Raw genomic sequence first — 20,875 nt, forward strand, 5'->3', positions numbered from 1 at the left:
ATGACAAACAATCAAATGATGCCAAGATGGCGTTTAATTTTAGGAGAAGCTTCACAAAAAACGTTTACGTCTTATGATGAAGAAATGGTTCAATTAACCGATGAACAGCGATTAATGGATGAAGCATTAGCTGCTATTTATGACGATACAGAAGGAGGTTCTACAAGCATTGGCTCATCTTTGAAGCTTGTAAAATGGCTCGGTGATGTTCGCACATTCTTTCCTCAAGATGTTGTCTCAATCATACAAAGTGATGCGATTGAGAGAAAAGGCTTAACGCAACTTTTATTTGAGCCAGAAACATTGCAGCATGTTAAACCGAGTATTGAGATGGTTGCTACGCTGTTAACGCTAAAAGGTAAAATACCTGAACGCACGAAAGACACCGCTCGAGAACTTGTAAAAGCAGTAGTTGAAGAAGTTCAAAAGCGTCTTGAGCAAGACATTCGTCAAGCTGTAAAAGGAGCGCTCAACCGTCAAAAGCATTCTCCGTTACCGAGTGGCTTGCAAAGCATTGATTGGGAGTCAACGATTCGACGCAACTTAAAGCATTACAATGAAGATTACCAAATGATTATCCCTGAGAGGTTTTATTTTTTTGAACGAGCTCGTCAATCCAATCATTGGACAGTTATTGTTGATATTGATCAAAGCGCATCGATGGGAGAGTCCATTATTTATGGCTCTATCGTCAGCTCCATCTTTGCAAGCATTTCAGCCTTAAAAACACACGTTGTGGCGTTTGATACGGAAGTTGTGGATTTAACCGAGCAATGTGAGCAAGATCCAGTTGATATGTTGTTTGGAATCCAACTAGGTGGTGGAACAGATATCAACAAATCAATCCGTTATTGTGAATCTTTTATTACAGACCCAGCAAAGACACTTTTTATCCTTATTTCAGATTTAGAAGAAGGGGGAAATCGTGCAGGGATGATTCGTCGTTTACGAGATATGCATGAAGCAGGTGTAAAGGTGATTAGCTTATTAGCATTATCAGATGAAGGAGTTCCTTATTACGACCAATCAAACGCCAACCAACTTGCCAAAATAGGTATCCCATGCTTTGGATGCACACCGTCACTTTTACCTGATTTACTAGAAGATGTTCTAAAAGGCAACGATTTAGGAGAGTGGACAAAGCAAACGTATCACAAAGAGTAGCTATTTTATCGAAAATCGGCAAGGATACCCCCACTTCAAACAGACCGTAAGATCGTTAAGTGGTGGGTAGTTGACTGTTATCTGGAACGATACACGTTATTTTGTATGAAAATATGTAAGTTCAAAGACGAACTTTTTGAGAATCCTTCATACTAGTGCTATGATGCTTTATAAACAAATGAAGGAGCTGATAAGATGGTTTCAGAAGTAAGGATTAATGATGTATTCATTCCAGTCGAAGCATATGAAGAAGAGGTAGTGATGAGTAAACAAACAAAGCGACCTTTACGACAAGTTATGCTAGAGTTTAAAGTGAAAAGTGAAGATTATCATGAAATAACAACATTATTATATAACGAAGTGGTAAACATTCACGTACCAGCGAAGAATGTTACATTTACAGGGAAGATTAATGAGTATTCAACATCTATCACGAATCTGTATAAAGCTAATCAAGTTGGTGATTTTAAAATTAGGTATGTAGAATTGGAAAAATGAAGAGGAGAGAGAGGCATGAAACTTAGTATATTAGATCAAGCTCCCATTTCAGTCGGTCAAACTCCTCAAGAAGCATTAGAAGATGCTAAGAAGCTCGCTCAAGTTGGAGAGCAGCTTGGCTATGAACGATATTGGATTGCAGAACATCACGACTTACCAGGTCTTGCTTGTTCTGCACCAGAGGTTATGCTCGGCTATCTTGGAGCAGCTACCACATCCATACGTCTTGGTTCTGGAGCCGTCTTGCTTCCTCACTATAAGCCTTATAAAGTAGCTGAAATGTACAACATGCTTGCGACGCTATTTCCAGGCAGAATTGATGTTGGAATTGGCCGTGCGCCTGGTGGATCAGCAGAAGCAACGGAAGCGTTGTCAGATCAGTTTTTACAACAAGTGTGGAAGATGCCTGAGTTGATTCGTGATCTCCTTCACTTTCTACATCAAGGTTTTACGAAGGACCATCGTTTTTCTAACGTATCTGCGGCCCCTGTTCCATCTATTGCTCCAAAAGCGTGGTTATTAGGAACAAGTCAGAAAAGTGCGGTCCTCGCTGCAAAAAATGGTCTCGCGTATGCTTTTGGTCAGTTTATGAGTGATAAAGATGGAAAAGAGATTATTCGAACATATCGAAACGAGTTTCAACCAAGTCAAAATGCACAAGAACCAAGTGTGATTTTAACAGTATCAGTCATTTGTGCGGAAACAATAAAAAAGGCACACGAAGTAGCCTCAAGCAGTTTGCTTTGGAAACTTCAGCTTGCTAAAGGGGAAGGAAAACAAGGTGTCCCCTCCATTGAGCAAGCCATCAACCATTCATATACGGAAGAAGAAAAAATGGAACTAACAAAAATGAAGAGAAACATGATCATTGGTAATCCAAATGAAGTGTATGCTAAGCTAAGGCAACTTCAAAATGACTACAACGCAGATGAGATTATGCTGGTTACCATTACACATGAAATCGAAGATAAATTAACATCGTATCGCCTTATTAAGCAAGAGGAAAGCTGCCCAACCAAGTGATGGACAGCTTTTTGGGTTAGGCCATTTTTACAACAATCTTTCCTTTTACATGACGTTCAGACAATTTTACAAGTGCTTGAGGCACTTCGTCTAATGTAATGACTTCTTCAACAAGTGGAGACAATTTTTTATCAACTAATAGACGTAGCATCTCATCTCCCATACGGGCTAAATCTTCTTGTTCATTTCTATTGTTTGAAAAGTGAGCACCACCAAGTGCAATTTCATGATAGGATAACGATTTTGTAAACGTCTTAACTTTTGTATAATCTGGTGGCCCAGCGATAAATGCAATTTGACCATTAAAAGTTAAGGCATCTAAAGAAGCTGTTGCATTATCACGGCTTACCGTATCAAGTACAGCATTTACGCCAACACCGTTTGTAAGTTTCATGACTTTTTCAACCACATCTTCTTGCTTATAATCAATCGCAAAGTCAGCACCAAGCTCTTTAACATAATCATGATTGTGTTCAGAAGCAGTGGTAATGACTGTTAAGCCTTTTTGTTTTGCTAATTGAATGGCAAATCCTCCGACACCACCTGCTCCACCATGAATTAAAATGGTCTGATTTTCTTGAATATGAAGTTTCCGAAATAGCGCTTGATACGCTGTGTAGCCAGCACAAGGCAGGGCAGCAGCCTCTTCAAATGAAATTTCATCTGGAATTCGTGAAGCAGTATGAGCAGTTGTAACGGCATATTCTGCATAGCCGCCTTTTTTCGCTAGGTTTCCATGATAAACAACACGATCGCCCTTTTTCCACTCTGTCACACCTTCACCAATTTCTTCAATGATACCCGCTACATCAAGACCTAAAATATGAGGATACGTCCAATTTGAATTGCCCCCAGTTGCGGTTTTATAATCAACAGGGTTTAAACCAACTGCATGAACTTTGACTAAAATGTCACCAGAAGATGGTAAAGGTCTTTCCACGTCTCCTACGCTCATTTCTTGCCATAAACCTTTGTCCTTTAATAATAAAGCTTTCAATCTGCATCCTCCTTTTATGTATTCTGCGTTATTGTGTGAAAATCAAAATGATTATACACACTAATTGTTGTATATACAAATAAAAGGCTATCAGCCAACTAAACAAAACGCAACTATAATGATAGGTGAAATGACTTTTACCTTTTTTATACAGATGTAATAGGGGAGAAGAAAGTTAGAGTTTTTACTCATGAGATGGACCAGTTATGTAATCAGATTTAAAAAAATTTTTCAAGTACTTGATTGTACATACAAATAAGTGTTATCATTTGTATGTACAAATGAAAAAGAAAAGAGGCTAAACAAATGAAAACGTTAGTGATTGTTGCACACTCAAATATAAATCAATCAAATGTTAATCAAGCATGGATGAATCGTCTAAAAGAAGAAGATCAAGTAACGGTACATGAATTATATAAAGAATACCCAGAAGGTCGTATTAACGTTGAAAAAGAGCAAACATTACTTCTTGAGCATGATCGTGTTGTGTTTCAATTCCCATTCTATTGGTACAGTAGCCCAGCTTTATTAAAAGAGTGGCAAGATGTTGTGTTAACGTATGGATGGGCATATGGTGCGCAAGGAACAAAATTACACGGAAAAGAATTTATGCTGGCAATTTCAACTGGTGGCCCAGCAGAAGCCTACCAAGCAGGAGGGTATAATCATTATTCCATGAGTGAGCTAACAAAGCCGTTTCAAGCGATGGCGAATTTGACTGGAATGAGATTTTTACCGACTTTTGCATTGCAAGGTGTTCGAATACTAACAGACGAACAATTACAAGCAAGTGCAGAAGCATTAGTTGATGCAGTAACAAACTAAAAAAGCAGGAGCAGATGCTCTTGCTTTTTTAGTTGTAAAATGTCATGTGCTTTTTTTCTTGTTGATAGTAACGTAGACGGTTTTCTAAGCTACCTGTGTGGAATTCAAATTTATGACCATCTGGATCTGTAAAATAAATAGATTGTTTATCGCGCTCATCCCGCTCACGACCAGGTAGTATATGGACGTGTAAGGCTTGCAATTTGTTGACCATCATATCCATATCTTTTTCATCAATTGAGAAAGCAATATGTGTGTATGATTGATGGATCTCATCTCGTGGAATATCAGGCTCTTCATTTAAAGCTAGCCATATGCCCTTGACATCAAAGTAAGCAGTTGAACGACCTTTTACTAGTAATGTTGCATCAAATACTTGCTCGTAAAATGTGATAGAACGCTCTAAGTTTGAGACCGAGAATAAAAAGTGATTAAGACCTTGAATCATTTTGCTTATCTCCAATCATTTTGTTATGTATCTATGTATTGAAAAAGAGTATATTCATAACCTATAAAAGATTTGTCTTACTGATTTTAGCAACTTGTAAAACCAATAAGAGTAACAAATGCATCTTCAGTTAAAACAAGCTTTACTCATCCATTTTCTTCTATATACTTATAGTATTATAAATAACTAGAAAAGGAGAGCACGATGGACGGAAAAATTATTATCAACGAGTACACGTCTGAGTGGAAAAAGCAATTTCAGCAGGAAGGTGAATTACTTACAAGTATTCTGAAAGAGAAAGCAATTAAAATTGAGCACATCGGCAGCACAGCAGTAGAAGGACTAGCCTCAAAGTCACTAATCGATTTGATGCTTGGGGTTCATGAACTAGGTGTAGTAGATGCGTTTATTGAACCGCTAGCCAAAATAGGATATGAACAGGTTATGCATGAGGCATTTCCAAACCGTCGTTTTTTTAGGAAAGGAAAGTGGCGAGCGGGAACACATCATTTGCATGTTTACGTATACAGCAGTGAAGAGTGGACCAATCAGCTATTGTTCCGAGATTATCTTAGAAGTAATCAATCAGTAAGAGAAGCTTATGCAAATCTCAAAATAGATCTTGCCAATCAGTATCCATATGACCGTGTTTCTTATACGAATGCTAAATCTGCGTTCATTGAAACCATCATTGTAACGGCAAAATCTCAATAATGTTGCAGCAAAAAATCCTGCTTGACGATAGGCAGGATTTTACTACTTAATAAATTTCTTTAATACCAGACAGGCGAATAGAGAAAACATTTTCATTTTCATCTTTTAGTGAAAGCGTTTGCTCATTTAGGTTTAAATGATGAACCTGACCTTTAATTGTTTGAAGTAGCCCATCTTTATAATAATTGATGGTAATGAAGCCTTTTTTGCGCAATGCTTTTAAAATCATTTTTTATTCTCCTCTCTAGAGTTTATTTATAATAAATTTGTTTGTAAGATTGATGTTATTCGTTATTATATATTCATTATATACGAAAATAGTAAGCGTTTTCATTAATTATTTGAACAAATTGTGAAAAATGTTCAAAAAGTTGTGTTCAGAATTAAAAGCTCCTCTTGTTGAGGAGCTTTAGTTCGTTTTCATTAGTTGATAAACAAAATCATCCCAGTTATGTTCCATCGTCTTCATCCACTTTATTGTATAGAACGCTTTTTCAATTTGGTTTTTTACTATTTTTTCATCATTGACTCCATCTCTATAGCGACCTAGGAAATGGACAAATACATCAAGACGTCGTAGTAAAATTAAATGAGGGATGACACTTAATTCTTTTTGTGTTAGCTCAAGTACACTAGAGTAGCCAGACAGAAACTGAGACACTTTTTCATCCATAACTGCGTTTTCATCAGAATTTGGCTTAATAAATTCAGATAAGCATACAGCTACTTCCATTACACGCAAATCATACGTCACAAACTCAAAATCAAGAACAGCGTTAACGGAATGCTGTTCATTAACCAAAATGTTTGAAGTATTTAAATCTCCATGAATAAGCTGATGCGGAAGGCTCTTTAGTATGGGAATTGTATCTTGAAACGAACAAAGTGCATCTTGAACAAGTGCAAGAGCTTCAGCTTGATCCTTAAACAAGTCAGACGGATGTTTGCAAAAGAAAAGAACATCTTCAATGGTACAGCTCGGGTGTGTATGTTCAAGGTCATAGTATGGGTGATAAATCGCTTGCTTTGTCGGTTTTAAAAATTGAAAAGCTTTCGTTAATTGAGCAGTTACTTTTCCATATGAATGTACATAATTCTGATTGGTTGAATCTGGGTTTACACCATTTGCAAAATGAAACAAAGCAGCTAGCTGTCCATTTTTTAACGTGACAATCGATTCTCCTGTAATTGTCGTAACAGGTTCGGGTGTTTTGAAAGGAAGTAATAACGTTTTCAAACCGAGTAGTACGTCATGCTCAAATTGAATCTTTGCTAGATCACGGTGAGATTCATAAATTCTCAATACATAACGTGTATTATGTATGTCTACAAAACGTGTTGTATTATTTTCCCCGCTTCCCTCGCTCCATACTTTTGGACTTTGAAAAGGGAAGAAAAAGGATAGTGCTTCCTTAATTAAACGGTCTTTGGTGTTCATTGTCTTACCTTCTCTTTCTCCACATTTTACATATTATTTTACTTTAATGGAAACCTAATTAGCAAAGAAAAAAGCAAACGAAATGTAAACAAAAAGTGAGGTGAGCGCATGAGCCAAAATCAACAACAGAATCAACAACAGAATCAACTTCCGATAACCATTCCAGCTACGTCTAGCTTAGAGGACAATAAGCAACAAATGACAACCTTTCTTGAGGGTACAGATGATTTAGGAGAACGAGAGATTATGTACTTAGGGGAAAAGGGGATATTGTTGTATTTCGTTCCACTCATGGATTCAGAAAAGCTCAATCAACACATTATCAAGCCTCTACAAATGGCAACAAAAGATAAGATAGAAGAAGTAGTAAATATTGCTTCCATTACAAAAACTCAAAATTTATACGAAGCGATTTACATGATGTGTAAAGGTGCAGCGGTTCTTATTCTAGAGGGAAGGGATACAGTTTACGCGATTGATGCAGCCTTACCTGCTTCTAGACAGGTTAGTCAAGCGTATAACGAAAAATCTGTAAGAGGACCGCAGGAAGGTTTTATCGAGAATCTAGATAAAAATGTTAATCTCATTCGTCAGCGTTTTTTAGATGGAAGTTTAGTTGTGAAGTATATTGAAATTGGCTCCATTTCAAAAACAAGAATTGCTTTATTATATGTAAAAGGATTGACGAATAAGCAATTAGTTGAGGAAGTGATGAACCGGTTACGATTAATTAATGTTGATGCTGTAGATACAGGTGGGTTAATTGAAGAGGCGTTAGAAGAATCACCATTTTCACCATTTCCACAACTGTTAAATACAGAACGACCCGACCGAGTCGTTGGTAATTTATTAGAAGGTCGAATTGCACTCATAACAACAGGCAATGCGTCTGCACTTATCGCACCTGTTAGTTTCTTTTCCTTTTATCAATCACCTGAAGACTATCATACACGGTCGATTTATGGTTCATTTTTTCGTCTGCTTCGCGTGTTTAGTTTTTTTGTGGCAATGAGCTTACCCGCCCTTTATATTGCAACCATTTCGTTTCATTACGAACTCATCCCAATTGATTTAATTTTAACGGTTAAGGGTTCACTTGAAAATGTACCATTTCCACCTCTCATTGAAGCGTTAATTATGGTGATTATCCTTGAATTATTAAAAGAGGCTTCTTTACGATTACCTTCATCTATTGCTCAAACGATTGGAGTAGTAGGAGGATTAGTGATTGGAACAGCGATTGTTGAAGCCAGTCTAGTATCTAATATGATGATTATTGTTATTGCGTTAACAGCCATTTCCTCGTTTGTAGTGCCATCAAATGAAATGAGTACAACGCTGCGTTTACTAAGCTTTCCAATGATGATTGGCGCAGCTCTATTTGGCTACTTAGGAATTGTGTTAGTGTTTGTAATGATTACAATGCACCTCATTACACTAAAGTCTATTTCTACCCCTTATTTAATACCAATTGCTCCACTGAGATTTTCAAATTTAAAAGATGTATTCATTCGCTTACATGCCATGTATTCAAATAAACGTCCATTAGGAGCAAAACCACAAAGGCTCCGTAGACAAATTGCGATAAGGACTTGGAAGCACGATGAACAAGACAACTAATATTAGTACAAATCAACTGTTTTTTTTGATTTTACAAACACAAATTGGAATTGGTATTTTAGCGCTTCCTTATAACTTGTTCAAAACTGCGAAAACAGATGGCTGGATTTCAATTATTATAGCGAGTATGATTGTTCAACTATTAATCGTTTGTTATTGGTGGCTAACGCGTCGATTTCCTAAAAAAACATTATTTGAAATAAATATTGCTATACTAGGTCGCTTTATTGGTAATGGATTAAACATTGGATACATTATTTATTACGTACTTGTATCGAGTGTAGTGACATCATTATATGTAAATGTATTGAAGCGATGGGTTTACCATGTAACACCCGTTTTTATCTTAGTCCTTTTATTAGCTGTTGTTGCACTATATTATGCGAAAGAAGGTCTACGAAACATCGGCCGTTTTTTCGTGCTCGTATCTGTATTACTTGTCATTATTGTCATTTTACTATTAAGTGCATATACAACAGCAGATATTCGCTACTTGTTTCCAATCGGTCAGCATGGAATCAAAAACATTGTTAGCGCTTCAAAGGATGGAATCATTGCCATGCTTGGTTTTGAAATCATTTTAGTTCTCGCTCCATTTGTAAAAGCAAAATCAACAACCGTACTAAAAGTGGTCTCACTAAGTAATTTTGTAGTGATGTTGCTGTATGTGTATATCATCATTACATGTTACCTGTTTTTTAGTCCAGACGAAATTCCAATTGTACCAGAGCCTGTGTTGTATGTATTAAAAGCTTCCAAGTTTTCGTTTATCGAACGTATAGATCTTGTGTTTTTAACAGTCTGGATTGTGTCTGCTATTACGTCTTTAATCATGTACGTTTTTATTTGTGGGATGGGGATGAAAGTGTTATTTAAAAAGAAAACACATCGGCCATTCATTCCTATTATCATTCTGATGGTTGTCATTTTATCAAACTACTTTGCAAGCACGGATGATTTACTTGTTTTATTATCAGAAGCTGTTACAACATTATCTTACTTCTTTATTGGTGTCTTGCCTGTTTTTTTATTATTTGTTTCATTCTTTCGAAAAGGGGTAACAAAATCATGAAGCGAACAGGGATTGGTTTATTTCTTCTTGTTTTTTTATTATCAGGATGCTGGGATCAAAAAACATTAAAGGATACGATTTTTATATCAAGTGCTGCATTTGAGAAAAAAGAGCAAGATGAAATTCAAGCGACCATATCTATTCATTCGTATACTTCAAAAGAAAATGAGCCAATCAGTAAAGTGTTTACAGTAGTTGGACTTTCTCCAAGAGAAGGGCGAATGAAACTCAATCAACAAGTTTCAGGAGCGCTAATGTCGGCAAAGAATCGTGTTCTGTTAATTCAAGACGATCTTGCAAAAGATGGGATTTTAAAGGTATCAGATGTTCTCTATCGTACGCCCGAAAGTCCATTAAGTGCAAAATACGCCATTGTTAAGGGAAGTCCGAGCGAGATTGTTTATCTTCAAAAAGTAGGAAATGAGCTAATTGGAGAGTATTTAGCTGGTATCATTCATACTGCTGAAAATTCTTCTTCTGTCCCTAATGAAACCATTCAAACAATCTGTACCGTCTTATTTGATGAAGGCAAAGGTCTTGCTTTACCTTATATTGAAATGAATAAAAAAAATCAAGCTGCTAATGTAGTGGGGACCGCTTTATTTCATGATGACAAATTTTCAGGTGTAACACTAAACGCCATGCAATCAAGAATGGCGTTGCTTCTTTCAGACCGAAAAGGAAAACATCTAATGATGAGTGATAATGTAGTCGTAAATGGTGAGAAAAATACAGCATCTTATAACGTGATAAGCTCAAAAGTACGATTGAAAATAAAAAAAGATCCTGTCGATGTTGTATCGGTTCAAATACCTTTAAAAGTAAAAGTTGAAATTACTGAATTTACTTATAACGATTTAACGAAGAAGAAGGTAAAGACAGTGGAAAAAAAACTTGAAGCGATTTTGCAAAAGAGAGCTGAAAATGTAGTGGATAAGCTTCAAGAAGCAAACTGTGACTTTTTAGAAATAGGGCGTGAATTAATGGCTTACCATCCGAAAGAATGGAAAAAGCTTGATTGGAAAAGCGATTACCCCGAGCTGTCAATCAAGCCAAAGGTTTCTGTTCAAATCATTCATAAGGGAATCATTAACTAATTTATGTAAAATGTGTAGATGATAAAGGAATAAATAGGGGATAGATTTACAGTAAGCATCCAGAAGTACTCTTTGTAGCACTTACTAGGATAAGTTGAACATATATGCAGCTCATTCAAATAAAGGATAAAACAAAAAGGAGAGGGGAATGTGCCAGAAGGTCCAGAGATTCGCCGAGCAGCCGATGAAGTTGAGGCTGCGCTTATACAGTATCCTTTAATAGAAGTGTCTTTTGCCTTTGAATCGCTAAAGGATTATGAGCCCTTTTTTCAAGGTGTACGTATTCTAAAAGTAGATACAAAAGGCAAAGCGATGCTAATTCGCTTTAACAATGGATACACGATCTATTCTCATAACCAGTTATACGGAAAGTGGTATGTACGTAAAGCCTATCATTATCCAAAAACAAATCGTCAATTGCGATTAGCTCTTCATAATGAAAAAAAATCAGCCCTTTTATATAGCGCGTCAGAAATTGAAGTGCTTCAGAATGAGGAAGTACCTTTACATCCCTTTATCAGTCGAATAGGTCCAGATTTGTTAAGTGAAGAAGTGACACTTGATGAATTACATACACGTTTTGAAGGTCGGCGGTTTTATAGAAGAAAGTGGTCGTCACTTCTTCTTGATCAAAGTTTTTTAGCTGGTATAGGGAATTATTTACGAAGTGAAATTTTGTTTGTAGCAGGTATTCATCCAGATTTACGACCTGTTGACTGTACAACTCAACAGCTTCAAAAGGTAGCAAAAGCAATTGTAAAAGTTGTACGTCAGTCATATGAAACAGGTGGCATTACAAATGATTTAAAGTTAGTAAACCAGTTGAAAGAAAAGGGGCAACGAAAATCCACTTATCGTCATTGGGTCTTTAACCGAGAGGGGCAGCCATGTCGAATAGATGGAACAGAAATTATCAAAACTGTTGCAACGTCTCGAAGGCTTTATTATTGTCCAATGTGTCAAAAAAATAAAAGAGAGGTCGAATGAAAAAGGGATACATCTTAACTCAACCTCTGATTAAGCGGATCATTTCGTTATTTTGTGTTGCTGGATGCAGCTTTTGTATAGGGAGCGGTATTTGATAAACCGTTAATAAAGCGAGTTCCGCTTTTCATATCACTGTTGCAGAAAGGACATTGTACTGATTCACCAATTGAGAAGTTTTTTCTCATCCATCCGTTACAATCATCTTTCGTACATTCCCAAGTGTCAATATGTTCTTGAGGTAAAGGTTCTACACGTTTATTATAATAAGACAATGCGTCACTTCCTTATTAGGATTATTCATTCCTTTCTATTATCTCATACTTTACGCTTTTTGCCTAAGTTTATCTTTTAAAAAGATAGTGAATGACCTAATTTTGCATTTATGACTAAATCATTGAATAATAATGATAATTATTATCAATAATAGTAATGAAAGAAACCACCATGTCCGTGGTGGTCTCTGATAGAGATTAAAGTCCGCTAGGCTCAAATGTTTTGCAATCAGTTTCTTGACTTGTTTCAGCTTTGTTTCCGCGATGGCTGACAACGAAAATTTCAGATGCTCCACATTTTTGTCCTTCTCTGTTATGAACGCAGTTTGCTACTTCACATAATACATCTTGTGCCATTGTCTATTCCTCCTTCAATTGTTGTGTTTGCTACCTATTTATAGGGTAGCTTCACTGTATTAGAATAGACAAAATTCTACTTATTCATTCATTCATATTTACAACACTCTTTACAGAAGAAGTACGGGTAGACACAATAATCGATAGTAATGCACCTAAAATGAGAATCGAACCAGCCCAACTATTGTACATAACAGAACCGTTATGAATCACAATCCCGCCAATATAAGAACCTAAAGCTATACCTAAGTGGCTGATGGATGAATTTGTGCTAATTAAAATGTCCGACGTATTTGGAGCACTCTGAATAATATAGTTATTCAAAGCAGGAGAGATCGCCCAACTTAAGGAACTCCAAACAATCATGATCAATAAAAATAAAATAAATGGAAGTTTTACTCCAAATGGAATGGACACCATCGTAATGAAGAACATAGAAATCATAACCGTAATCGCTAACTGTGGTGTCCATTTGTCAGCAGCCCACCCGCCAATTCCACCACCAATAACAGCAGCAACACCAAAAATAGCGTACACAATTGTGATGGTCGTTGAATGTAATCCTAATGTTGTTTTTAAAAAAGGAGTAAAGTACGCATACAGCGTTAAATGACCAGCTAATAAGAAAAAGGTTGTGAGATGAATAGCAATCATCTTTGAATCTTTTAATGCTTGAAATTGTTTTTTTAACGGAACGACTGGAGCAGGTGCTAATCGTTCCATCATGATGATAACCGCGATTAAAATCAAACCCGTTAAAACCGCAATCATGATGAAGACTTCTCGCCAACCAAACGTATTACCTATATAAATACCCATCGGAATACCGAGAACGAGGGAAGCACTAATTCCCATAAAGACCGTTCCAAGCGCTCGTCCTTGATACTCAGGCTTAACAAGTCGAGCAGCAAGCGTTGTTGATAACACGATTAGAAATGAGCCGCTTATTGCTCCAAAGACTCGAGAAATTAAAAGCATGGCATACGTCATACTTAATGCGGATAGAATGTTACTTAGTAAAAAGAAAGCGAGAGTCCATACATATACTTTCTTTCGCTCTACTTTCGCTGTCACATGCAATAAAATCGGAGCCGCAATGGCAAATACAATGGAATAAATGGAAATAAGATATCCTGCCTGTGAAATGGTGACGTTAAACGCATTGGCAATAACATCTAAAATTCCTCCTAAAATAAGTTCAACCGTTCCGACAACAAAGGAAGCGATCGCAAGTATGTACACTTTATTATTCATCATTTTAACCTCCTTTGTGATAGTTACAACTGAGATAGTAACCCATAACCATTTGGTTGGCAAGACAATTTTTCTTATTGATAGAAATGATAGCCTTTTCATTTGGAGGGATGTTTTTCCATGTCTCTATTTAAACACATGAACAAAGAGACTGGGACACAAGGGAGCAAAACAAAAAAGAAGATCTACATACAACATCCCTTGCCTCTTTATCCGTTGTTACTTTGGATTTTTGGGACAAGGGATGTTGTGGGCTGAGACAAACGGGGGTGTTCTTTGTCATTTTTGTCTCTGGTCCTTCATTATGGTTTTAATATCGTAGTCTTGTTAACAATCGCTTCATTTTGTCATCTTGGAGTAATTGTTCTTGATATTTTTCTGTTATGTGAGCAAGCGCTACATCATGATAAAAGAAATCTGTAAAAAATTTCACAAACGGTTGAGATTCTGTTTTAATGGCTTTCCATTTATTGTTCTCAATTCCTGCAAACAAAATAATTTGTTCATCGACACTAATAAGCTGTGAGGGCTCTAACTTTTTATGATCTTGATGAGGATGTAGAGAGTGAAGGTTTTTGAGTGACGTATGAAGCTTTCCAATTATGAGTACTTCTACATCTATCCCTTCTTTTTCTTTTTGTTCCAAGAGAGGAAGGAACCGTTCTAATTCTTCATTCCAAGCAGATAAAATAATGGACTGCTTGGCATCAAGGATAAGTGTTTCAACCTCAGAGATAATGGATTGATAGTCCTTTAATGTCCAAATATGATCATCGGTTGTCACTTTTCTAGGTGTAAATGTTTTAAGTTCTTGAATATCTTGCTTAAAAGTAGCCGTTAGCTTTTGGATAATGGTCTCAAGAGGTACAGCTAAATATAACTTCTTCTTTCCTGAAATCGTTGTTAATACCATTCCTTTATCGCTCATTTTATTTAATACTTCATAAATTTTTGCTTTTGGAACATTTGATGAATGAACAATAGAAGTTGTATCAAGCGGAGTGTTGCTTGATAGTAGTGCTTCGTACACTTGACTTTCATATTGTGAAAAACCAAATTTTTGTAGCATGTTTCCTCCTTAAAAAATCTCAGTTTCAATTCAATGTTTAAAATACTGTCCGTTGTATATATATAGTTATTATAACACGGTCAAATTAGAGTTGTTTGTAAAAGGAGACGATGAATCATTCGAATTGTGAAAACGATTGGGCGCCGCTTTTTTTTAGAGCGCTTTTTTGATCAAGCTGCTCAAATGGCTTACTACTTTTTATTATCTTTTGTGCCATTTTTAATTTTTCTATTTTCATTATTAAGCTTTTTGCCAGTGGATTCAATACAAGTGTTGACCATTATTGAGCCATTTGCGCCAAAAAGTGCTTATCGACTTATCGAAAGCTCTATTGGTTCTATTTTAAATCAAGAAGGAAAAACGGTCTTGTCATTCAGTTTACTTGCAACGTTTTGGTTAGCTTCAATGGCCATTCAGTCATTAGTTAGATCAATGAACGATGCGTATCAAATCAAAAGGAGTAAACCATTTTTCCATATTCTCCTAAATGATCTGATTTTAACATTTGGTTTAATGGTTATTGTTGCTCTCTCATTATTTGTACCAATTGGAGAGGAGATCGTTCGCCACTTTGTGATGAATGAAATTGATCTTTCTTCATCATGGTACAAAACATGGTTTATTGTAAAGTGGGGAATTGGAACGTTGTTTTTATTACTATTTTTTATGCTGTTATACATGCTTGTACCAAGTGCTATTTTAAAGTGGAGAGAAGTCATTCCAGGTGCATTATTTGCAACATTAGGATGGCAAGCCATTTCAACAGGCTTTGCTTATTATGTTCAATTTGGAAGTTACTCTCAAATCTATGGTCAGCTTGGGAGCATTATTATTTTAATGATTTGGTTTTATTTAACAGCTTCTGTTCTATTAATTGGTGGTTTGCTAAATGCAAGCGTATATGTTGAACGGCACCGCAACAGTCGTTGAAATGGGTATGAATTCACTAAAAAGTAGATCGATTATTTAGAGATAGTAGGAGGAACATTTGTTCTTTTTTTGTTATAATAGAAGGCATAACCACTTTTTAGGGGGAGTTCATATGAATCTTGAACAATTGATGAAAGAATTAGAGGCGTTAGGATCAGAACAGACACGTAAAACGTATTACCGCCATGGAGCACGAGATCCACTTTTTGGGATAAGAATCGGGGATTTGAAAAAGTTTGTAAAAGTTGTGAAAAAAGATCAAGATTTAGGGATGGCTTTGTATAACACCGATAATCATGATGCCATGTATTTAGCAGGGCTTTCAATTAATCCTAAAAATATGTCTAAAGAGCAATTGCAAGAATGGGTGGAAAAAGCGTATTGGTACATGTTGTCTGAATATACGGTTGCCTCTGTTGCTGCTGAGAGTCCGTATGCATTAGAATTGGCAAGAGAATGGATGCAATCGGATGTGGAAACAATTGCGACTGCTGGATGGAGTACATATTCAAATTATCTATCGATTGCAGATGATGAAGAGCTCAATCTTGATGAAGTTGGCTTGTTACTCCGTGAAATAGGAGAGACCATTCACCATGCACCTAATCGCGTTCGTTATACAATGAATCAATTTGTCATCTGTGTGGGGACGTATGTTAAGCCGTTAGTCGAGGAAGCGAAAGACACCGCAAAAAGAATTGGAAAAGTAAGTGTGAACATGGGCGATACAGCTTGTAAAGTACCTTTGGCTACATCGTATATTCAAAAAGTAGAAGAACGAAGCAAAGTGGGTGTTAAAAAGAAAACAACTCGTTGTTAACGCTCGTTTCATTCCTTTTGGGTGAGCAATATAGTGTTCACCACGAGAAAGACTATGCTAAACTAAGACATATTTGGAAAATGAATGAGGTGTAACAATGAAAATTGAAGTATGGTCTGACTATGCGTGTCCGTTTTGCTACATTGGAAAACGTCGATTAGAAGAAGCGCTGGCTCAGTTTCCGCATAAAGAAAAGGTAGAAGTAGAGTTTAAAGCGTTTGAATTAGATCCTTATGCAGCACGCGATACAGAATTTACAATTCATGAGCTTTTAGCAAAAAAATATGGTACATCTGTTGAGCAAGCGAAGAGCATGAGTGAAGGTGTTGGAGCTCAAGCTGCAACCGTTGGACTAGATTTTAAATTTGATACAATGATTCCAACAAATACCTTAGATGCACATCGTCTTGCAAAGTTCTCTGCAGCAAAAGGAAAAGAAAAAGAGATGACAGAGCGTTTGTTAAGTGCTTATTTCGTTGAGTCTAAGCATCTTGGTGATCATGAAACATTGACTCAATTAGCAGTGGAAGTAGGGCTTGATGAAACAGAAGTAAGAGCATTTCTAAATAGTGATACGTTTACAGAAGAGGTGCGAATTGATGAAGGTGAAGCACAGTCCATTGGGGTTCAAGGTGTTCCATTCTTTGTAGTAAATCAGAAATATGCAATCTCAGGTGCACAGCCAACAAATGTGTTTGCAGGTGCGCTTCAAAAGGTTTGGGAAGAAGAGCATGGTCGTTCTGTATTACAGCCGTTAGGCACAGAACAAGGAGCTGCATGTACGGACAGCTCTTGTGATATGCCAGATTCTAAATAAAAATGTAGCCATGAATGACATCTTTCTTTAAAGGAAGATGTCATTCATGGTTTTTTTATGCTTTTTTTTCTGAAGAAACCATTTATCTCAACTATTCTTTATGACTAATTCATTAGAATAGATACCCTTTTTATGGGAAAAAACCATGAAAAATTTCCTGTTTTTGATAAAATTTTCTTTATTTACAAAAAATTAAAATTTCATACATAAATTTACGTTATGATGAAGTCGAAAGAAGTCATAAAGACAGGTTTCTTTAAAAAGGAGGAATAAAAAATGCTAAGAAGTAAAAAGTTTTTATCAGTTTTACTTGCGTTAAGTTTACTTTTACCGTTATTGCCAAGTTCATTTGTGCAAGCGGTAACGGGAAGTGGCACTGTTTCTTCGCCATACACCGTATCTCAAGCCAATGCCAACCAAAATGGCTCAACCAAAACAGTTCAAGGGTACATTGTTGGACAACCTACGGATACTTCAACCGTTGTAACGAGTAATTATCCAAATGATTATGCACTTGCCTTAGCAGACAGCCCAACAGAAACAAATGTAGCAAACATGATTTACGTACAAATTCCGTCGTCTTATCGTAGTCAATATGGTTTGCAAACCAACCCTTCATTGAAAGGGACTCAAATTAAAGTAACGGGCCAGTTAACAGCTTATTTTTCGCATAGCGGAATAAAAAATGGTACATATTTTGAAAAAGTGTCAGGAACAACGAATCCAACTGAACCAACACCACCGCCAACTTCATATGATGAGACTTATTATAGTAGCGCAGCAGGAAAGACAGGAACAGCGTTAAAGTCTGCTCTACACAATATTATTGATGACCATACAACTTTATCTTATGACCAAGTATGGGAAGCACTTAGAAACACAGACGAAGACCCAAACAATAAAAGTAATGTTGTATTGCTATATACAGGTCGTTCACAAAGTAAATTCACGAACGGTGGAAATGTAAACGATTGGAATCGTGAACATGTATGGGCAAAATCACACGGAGATTTCGGTACAACGCGTGGAGCTGGAACGGACCTTCATCATCTTCGCCCAACAGATGTATCAGTGAACAGTTCACGCAGTAATTTAGATTTTGACAATGGAGGTACACAGCACTCTGAAGCGTTAGGGAACTATTACGATGGAGATTCATGGGAGCCTCGCGATGAAGTAAAAGGTGATGTGGCGCGTATGTTATTTTATATGGCTGTTCGATATGAGGGAGATAATGGTGAATTAAATCTGGAATTAAACAACTATGTAAATAACGGAACTGCTCCATATCATGGGAAATTATCCGTTTTACTAGAATGGCATCGTCAAGATCCAGTTGATAACTTTGAACGACGTCGTAACGATATTATCTATAGTAACTATCAATATAATCGCAATCCATTCATTGATCATCCAGAGTGGGTCGAAGCAATTTGGAATTAAAGATAAGAATGCTATCTTAAAGAGAGCGATATGCCTCTCTTTAAGATAGTTAGATAAATAGAAAAAATATCCAAATAAAACTTGTTTCCTCTTTTATCATCCGTTACTATAATAATAGACTTTTCCCCTCATTTTTTTTCTCGTCTCACTTCATCCTCACTATAAACCTACAAAGGAGTAAATTGAATGACCAATACCTCCACAAAAACAGATGTCCACATTCAAGTAACAAAAGAACAATATTACAACCTTCTTAATTTAATTCATTTAGGAAATTGGATGGTGAATGCATTGTCCGATACGATTGATGAAGAGCAAATTGCAAAATACGAAGCATTAGAACAAATGCTGTTTTCATATGCTCGTCCTTTCCTCCAAGATTCTCGTTTCTTCTCTATGAATCCCTTTATTGTTTTTAGTGCCAAGTGCGAAAAAGTCCTTCAAGAAATGATTATGGAATATGATAATGAAGTTTTTTGGGAAAGTCTTGCGCTTAGCTTAGCCAAGCGAGATGTGATGAATAGTGTTGGGCCAGTGGTAAGAATGAATGATGATCACGTTGCAAGTATCTTAAAAAAAGAATCTGTCTATCTAGATGAATTTGAAAAGCATGGTGTGAGTCGTTTAGTTATTCATCATAAGGCCTAAATAAAGAGGGGAAAAGTAATAAAAAAGGGTGATTCACTTAGAGAAGGTGTTTGCTCTCGTGAATCCCCTTTATTTTATTTATCTATATACTGTACACTTCTTTTAATTGGCTGAATGGACCCATATGTCATCATTCTCCATAACCATTCAAAGGGGCCAAATTGATACACTTGAAGCCACTTATAGCTAATGAAAAGCTGCAACCCATAAATAACAAAACAGAGCAAGGTACCCATAGTAAGGCTCATTTGACCGTACAAATTAAAACCGAGGAATAAAATGACACATATAATCGTTTGAAGTAAGTAGTTTGTTAAAGCCATTTGTCCTACATATCCAAGGGGACGCAGTCGCTTTATCCAGACCTCTTTTCGCAGTAATAAAGTTAACGTCGTAATATAAAAAAAGCATAAGCCAATCCCACTAATACTTGTAAACAATTGAATAGCAGATCCTTCGTAAACACCAAAGGTTAGTAGATTTGCTTTTGTAGATCCTAATAAAAGAGCAAATAAGATACCGATTAAAAACGAGACGAGTTGAACCTTTTTTAAGAGATTTTGATGCTCGTTTATTCGCTCGAAAATACCTATTTTTCCAGCATATAATCCAAATAAAAATAAAGCTAAAACAGGCATTAAAGTGAAAGGAAGGTTCATTAAAATAAATGGAATTTCCGTTTCTAATCGATACGAAAGCCATTCCTGGTAGCTTGCCTGTTCATAAATAGACACATATGTAGCTAATTTTTCATCATAGTTTTCTTGCATACCTGCTTCCATTTCTTGAAGCATTTCTTGAGGTACTAAAAAAGATAAACTGATTAATGCATGAAATACAAAGAGAATGCTAAAAGCCCAAATTAAAATCGTTTTTGGCTTTCGTTTATAAAAGAATAAAAGAATAAAACCAGCGATTGCATAAAGATGTAAAATATCACCCAACCATAAAAAGACAAGGTGAAGCAATCCAAAGATAAGCAACCCTAACAATCGACGACTAAACAAACGATTCATCCTGAATTTTTTTTGTTCAGCGCGACTCATGAACAGATAAAAACCTAAACCAAACAAAAAAGAGAAAATGGTAAAAAACTTCATCTGAATAAACATTTGTAAAAACATATCTACCCAATAATCCATTCCTGTATATGACATATGCATACCATTTAGCTGTACTTTAAAATCGGGTGAGTGAAATGCAGGCATATTCACAAGAAAGATACCAAAAAGTGCAAATCCTCGAATCACATCGATTGTGACAATCCTTTCTTTTATAGAAATGGGTGATGACTTCATAAAAAATCTCCTCTCTAAGTCTAGTGTACAACCATTATCCATAAACCACATAATAATCCCATAGCGCTCTCAAAAAGAAAATGC

At 36.3% G+C, this 20,875-nt stretch carries 23 protein-coding genes; 14 read left to right on the plus strand and 9 right to left on the minus strand.

The window, feature by feature from the left end; translation table 11 throughout:
- The 3 genes from JOC83_RS12075 to JOC83_RS12085 all read left to right on the plus strand — a co-directional run bounded on the left by JOC83_RS12075 (position 1) and on the right by JOC83_RS12085 (position 2,685).
- Complete coding sequence (locus tag JOC83_RS12075) at positions 1 to 1,164, plus strand: VWA domain-containing protein (protein ID WP_205187560.1); 1,164 nt, start codon at positions 1 to 3, stop codon at positions 1,162 to 1,164.
- A gap of 195 nt (positions 1,165 to 1,359) precedes the next feature.
- Positions 1,360 to 1,662 (plus strand): DUF3219 family protein, encoded by a 303-nt coding sequence (locus JOC83_RS12080; RefSeq protein WP_205187561.1) that lies wholly within the window; start codon positions 1,360 to 1,362, stop codon positions 1,660 to 1,662.
- 15 nt (positions 1,663 to 1,677) lie between these two features.
- Positions 1,678 to 2,685 (plus strand): LLM class flavin-dependent oxidoreductase, encoded by a 1,008-nt coding sequence (locus tag JOC83_RS12085; protein ID WP_205187562.1) that lies wholly within the window; start codon positions 1,678 to 1,680, stop codon positions 2,683 to 2,685.
- Positions 2,686 to 2,701: 16 nt separating this feature from the next.
- On the opposite strand, the gene JOC83_RS12090 is transcribed toward JOC83_RS12085, so the two are convergent.
- A complete protein-coding gene (locus JOC83_RS12090; RefSeq protein WP_205187563.1) occupies positions 2,702 to 3,682 on the minus strand; it encodes a zinc-binding dehydrogenase in 981 nt (326 codons plus the stop codon).
- Between the two features lie 306 nt (positions 3,683 to 3,988).
- On the opposite strand from JOC83_RS12090, the gene JOC83_RS12095 reads away from it, so the two are divergent.
- On the plus strand, positions 3,989 to 4,507 hold the full coding sequence (locus tag JOC83_RS12095) for an NAD(P)H-dependent oxidoreductase (protein ID WP_205187564.1): 519 nt from the start codon (positions 3,989 to 3,991) through the stop codon (positions 4,505 to 4,507).
- A 28-nt stretch (positions 4,508 to 4,535) separates the two neighbouring features.
- Here the strand turns inward: JOC83_RS12095 and fosB are convergent, their stop codons facing one another.
- Complete coding sequence (gene fosB / locus JOC83_RS12100; protein WP_205187565.1) at positions 4,536 to 4,955, minus strand: metallothiol transferase FosB; 420 nt, start codon at positions 4,953 to 4,955, stop codon at positions 4,536 to 4,538.
- Between the two features lie 204 nt (positions 4,956 to 5,159).
- Between fosB and JOC83_RS12105 the strand changes: the two genes are divergently transcribed.
- Positions 5,160 to 5,669 (plus strand): GrpB family protein, encoded by a 510-nt coding sequence (locus tag JOC83_RS12105; RefSeq protein WP_205187566.1) that lies wholly within the window; start codon positions 5,160 to 5,162, stop codon positions 5,667 to 5,669.
- Positions 5,670 to 5,715: 46 nt separating this feature from the next.
- On the opposite strand, the gene JOC83_RS12110 is transcribed toward JOC83_RS12105, so the two are convergent.
- Both JOC83_RS12110 and JOC83_RS12115 read right to left on the minus strand, forming a co-directional pair.
- The gene (locus tag JOC83_RS12110; protein ID WP_205187567.1) at positions 5,716 to 5,898 is read right to left on the minus strand and encodes a YolD-like family protein; all 183 of its coding nucleotides are present in this window, start codon (positions 5,896 to 5,898) and stop codon (positions 5,716 to 5,718) included.
- A gap of 180 nt (positions 5,899 to 6,078) precedes the next feature.
- Positions 6,079 to 7,107 carry a phosphotransferase gene (locus JOC83_RS12115; protein WP_205187568.1) on the minus strand — a complete coding sequence of 343 codons (1,029 nt, stop codon included), beginning with the start codon at positions 7,105 to 7,107 and terminating at the stop codon, positions 6,079 to 6,081.
- Between the two features lie 108 nt (positions 7,108 to 7,215).
- On the opposite strand from JOC83_RS12115, the gene JOC83_RS12120 reads away from it, so the two are divergent.
- From JOC83_RS12120 to nei, 4 genes are all read left to right on the plus strand, one after another.
- Complete coding sequence (locus JOC83_RS12120) at positions 7,216 to 8,727, plus strand: spore germination protein (protein WP_205187569.1); 1,512 nt, start codon at positions 7,216 to 7,218, stop codon at positions 8,725 to 8,727.
- On the plus strand, positions 8,711 to 9,799 hold the full coding sequence (locus JOC83_RS12125) for a GerAB/ArcD/ProY family transporter (protein WP_205187570.1): 1,089 nt from the start codon (positions 8,711 to 8,713) through the stop codon (positions 9,797 to 9,799). Before JOC83_RS12120 ends, JOC83_RS12125 begins: the two co-directional genes overlap by 17 nt.
- Positions 9,796 to 10,896 (plus strand): Ger(x)C family spore germination protein, encoded by a 1,101-nt coding sequence (locus JOC83_RS12130; protein WP_205187571.1) that lies wholly within the window; start codon positions 9,796 to 9,798, stop codon positions 10,894 to 10,896. The genes JOC83_RS12125 and JOC83_RS12130 overlap by 4 nt, the downstream gene beginning before the upstream one ends.
- Before the next feature lie 150 nt (positions 10,897 to 11,046).
- On the plus strand, positions 11,047 to 11,883 hold the full coding sequence (gene nei, locus JOC83_RS12135) for an endonuclease VIII (protein ID WP_205187572.1): 837 nt from the start codon (positions 11,047 to 11,049) through the stop codon (positions 11,881 to 11,883).
- Positions 11,884 to 11,930: 47 nt separating this feature from the next.
- Here the strand turns inward: nei and JOC83_RS12140 are convergent, their stop codons facing one another.
- The 4 genes from JOC83_RS12140 to JOC83_RS12155 form a co-directional block, all read right to left on the minus strand.
- A complete protein-coding gene (locus JOC83_RS12140; protein WP_205187573.1) occupies positions 11,931 to 12,155 on the minus strand; it encodes a cold-shock protein in 225 nt (74 codons plus the stop codon).
- Between the two features lie 198 nt (positions 12,156 to 12,353).
- On the minus strand, positions 12,354 to 12,512 hold the full coding sequence (locus tag JOC83_RS12145; RefSeq protein WP_205187574.1) for a DUF1540 domain-containing protein: 159 nt from the start codon (positions 12,510 to 12,512) through the stop codon (positions 12,354 to 12,356).
- Positions 12,513 to 12,596: 84 nt separating this feature from the next.
- Positions 12,597 to 13,766, minus strand: a complete 1,170-nt coding sequence (locus JOC83_RS12150; protein WP_205187575.1) for an MFS transporter — start codon at positions 13,764 to 13,766, stop codon at positions 12,597 to 12,599.
- A 310-nt stretch (positions 13,767 to 14,076) separates the two neighbouring features.
- On the minus strand, positions 14,077 to 14,835 hold the full coding sequence (locus JOC83_RS12155; RefSeq protein ID WP_205187576.1) for a TrmB family transcriptional regulator: 759 nt from the start codon (positions 14,833 to 14,835) through the stop codon (positions 14,077 to 14,079).
- A 126-nt stretch (positions 14,836 to 14,961) separates the two neighbouring features.
- Between JOC83_RS12155 and JOC83_RS12160 the strand changes: the two genes are divergently transcribed.
- The 5 genes from JOC83_RS12160 to JOC83_RS12180 all read left to right on the plus strand — a co-directional run bounded on the left by JOC83_RS12160 (position 14,962) and on the right by JOC83_RS12180 (position 19,493).
- Positions 14,962 to 15,765 (plus strand): YihY/virulence factor BrkB family protein, encoded by an 804-nt coding sequence (locus JOC83_RS12160; RefSeq protein WP_338038909.1) that lies wholly within the window; start codon positions 14,962 to 14,964, stop codon positions 15,763 to 15,765.
- A 112-nt stretch (positions 15,766 to 15,877) separates the two neighbouring features.
- Positions 15,878 to 16,585: a DNA alkylation repair protein gene (locus JOC83_RS12165; RefSeq protein WP_205187577.1), complete on the plus strand. Its 708-nt coding sequence runs from the start codon at positions 15,878 to 15,880 to the stop codon at positions 16,583 to 16,585.
- A 97-nt stretch (positions 16,586 to 16,682) separates the two neighbouring features.
- Positions 16,683 to 17,402 carry a DsbA family oxidoreductase gene (locus JOC83_RS12170; RefSeq protein ID WP_205187578.1) on the plus strand — a complete coding sequence of 240 codons (720 nt, stop codon included), beginning with the start codon at positions 16,683 to 16,685 and terminating at the stop codon, positions 17,400 to 17,402.
- Positions 17,403 to 17,678: 276 nt separating this feature from the next.
- Positions 17,679 to 18,845 carry an endonuclease gene (locus JOC83_RS12175; protein WP_205187579.1) on the plus strand — a complete coding sequence of 389 codons (1,167 nt, stop codon included), beginning with the start codon at positions 17,679 to 17,681 and terminating at the stop codon, positions 18,843 to 18,845.
- Between the two features lie 186 nt (positions 18,846 to 19,031).
- Positions 19,032 to 19,493 carry a hypothetical protein gene (locus JOC83_RS12180; protein WP_205187580.1) on the plus strand — a complete coding sequence of 154 codons (462 nt, stop codon included), beginning with the start codon at positions 19,032 to 19,034 and terminating at the stop codon, positions 19,491 to 19,493.
- 74 nt (positions 19,494 to 19,567) lie between these two features.
- Here JOC83_RS12180 and JOC83_RS12185 read toward each other — a convergent pair whose 3' ends face one another.
- Complete coding sequence (locus JOC83_RS12185) at positions 19,568 to 20,791, minus strand: DUF418 domain-containing protein (protein WP_205187581.1); 1,224 nt, start codon at positions 20,789 to 20,791, stop codon at positions 19,568 to 19,570.
- Positions 20,792 to 20,875 lie beyond the last annotated feature (84 nt).

Origin of the sequence: Priestia iocasae (assembly GCF_016909075.1) — a bacterium.
Taxonomy (GTDB): Bacteria; Bacillota; Bacilli; order Bacillales; family Bacillaceae_H; genus Priestia; species Priestia iocasae.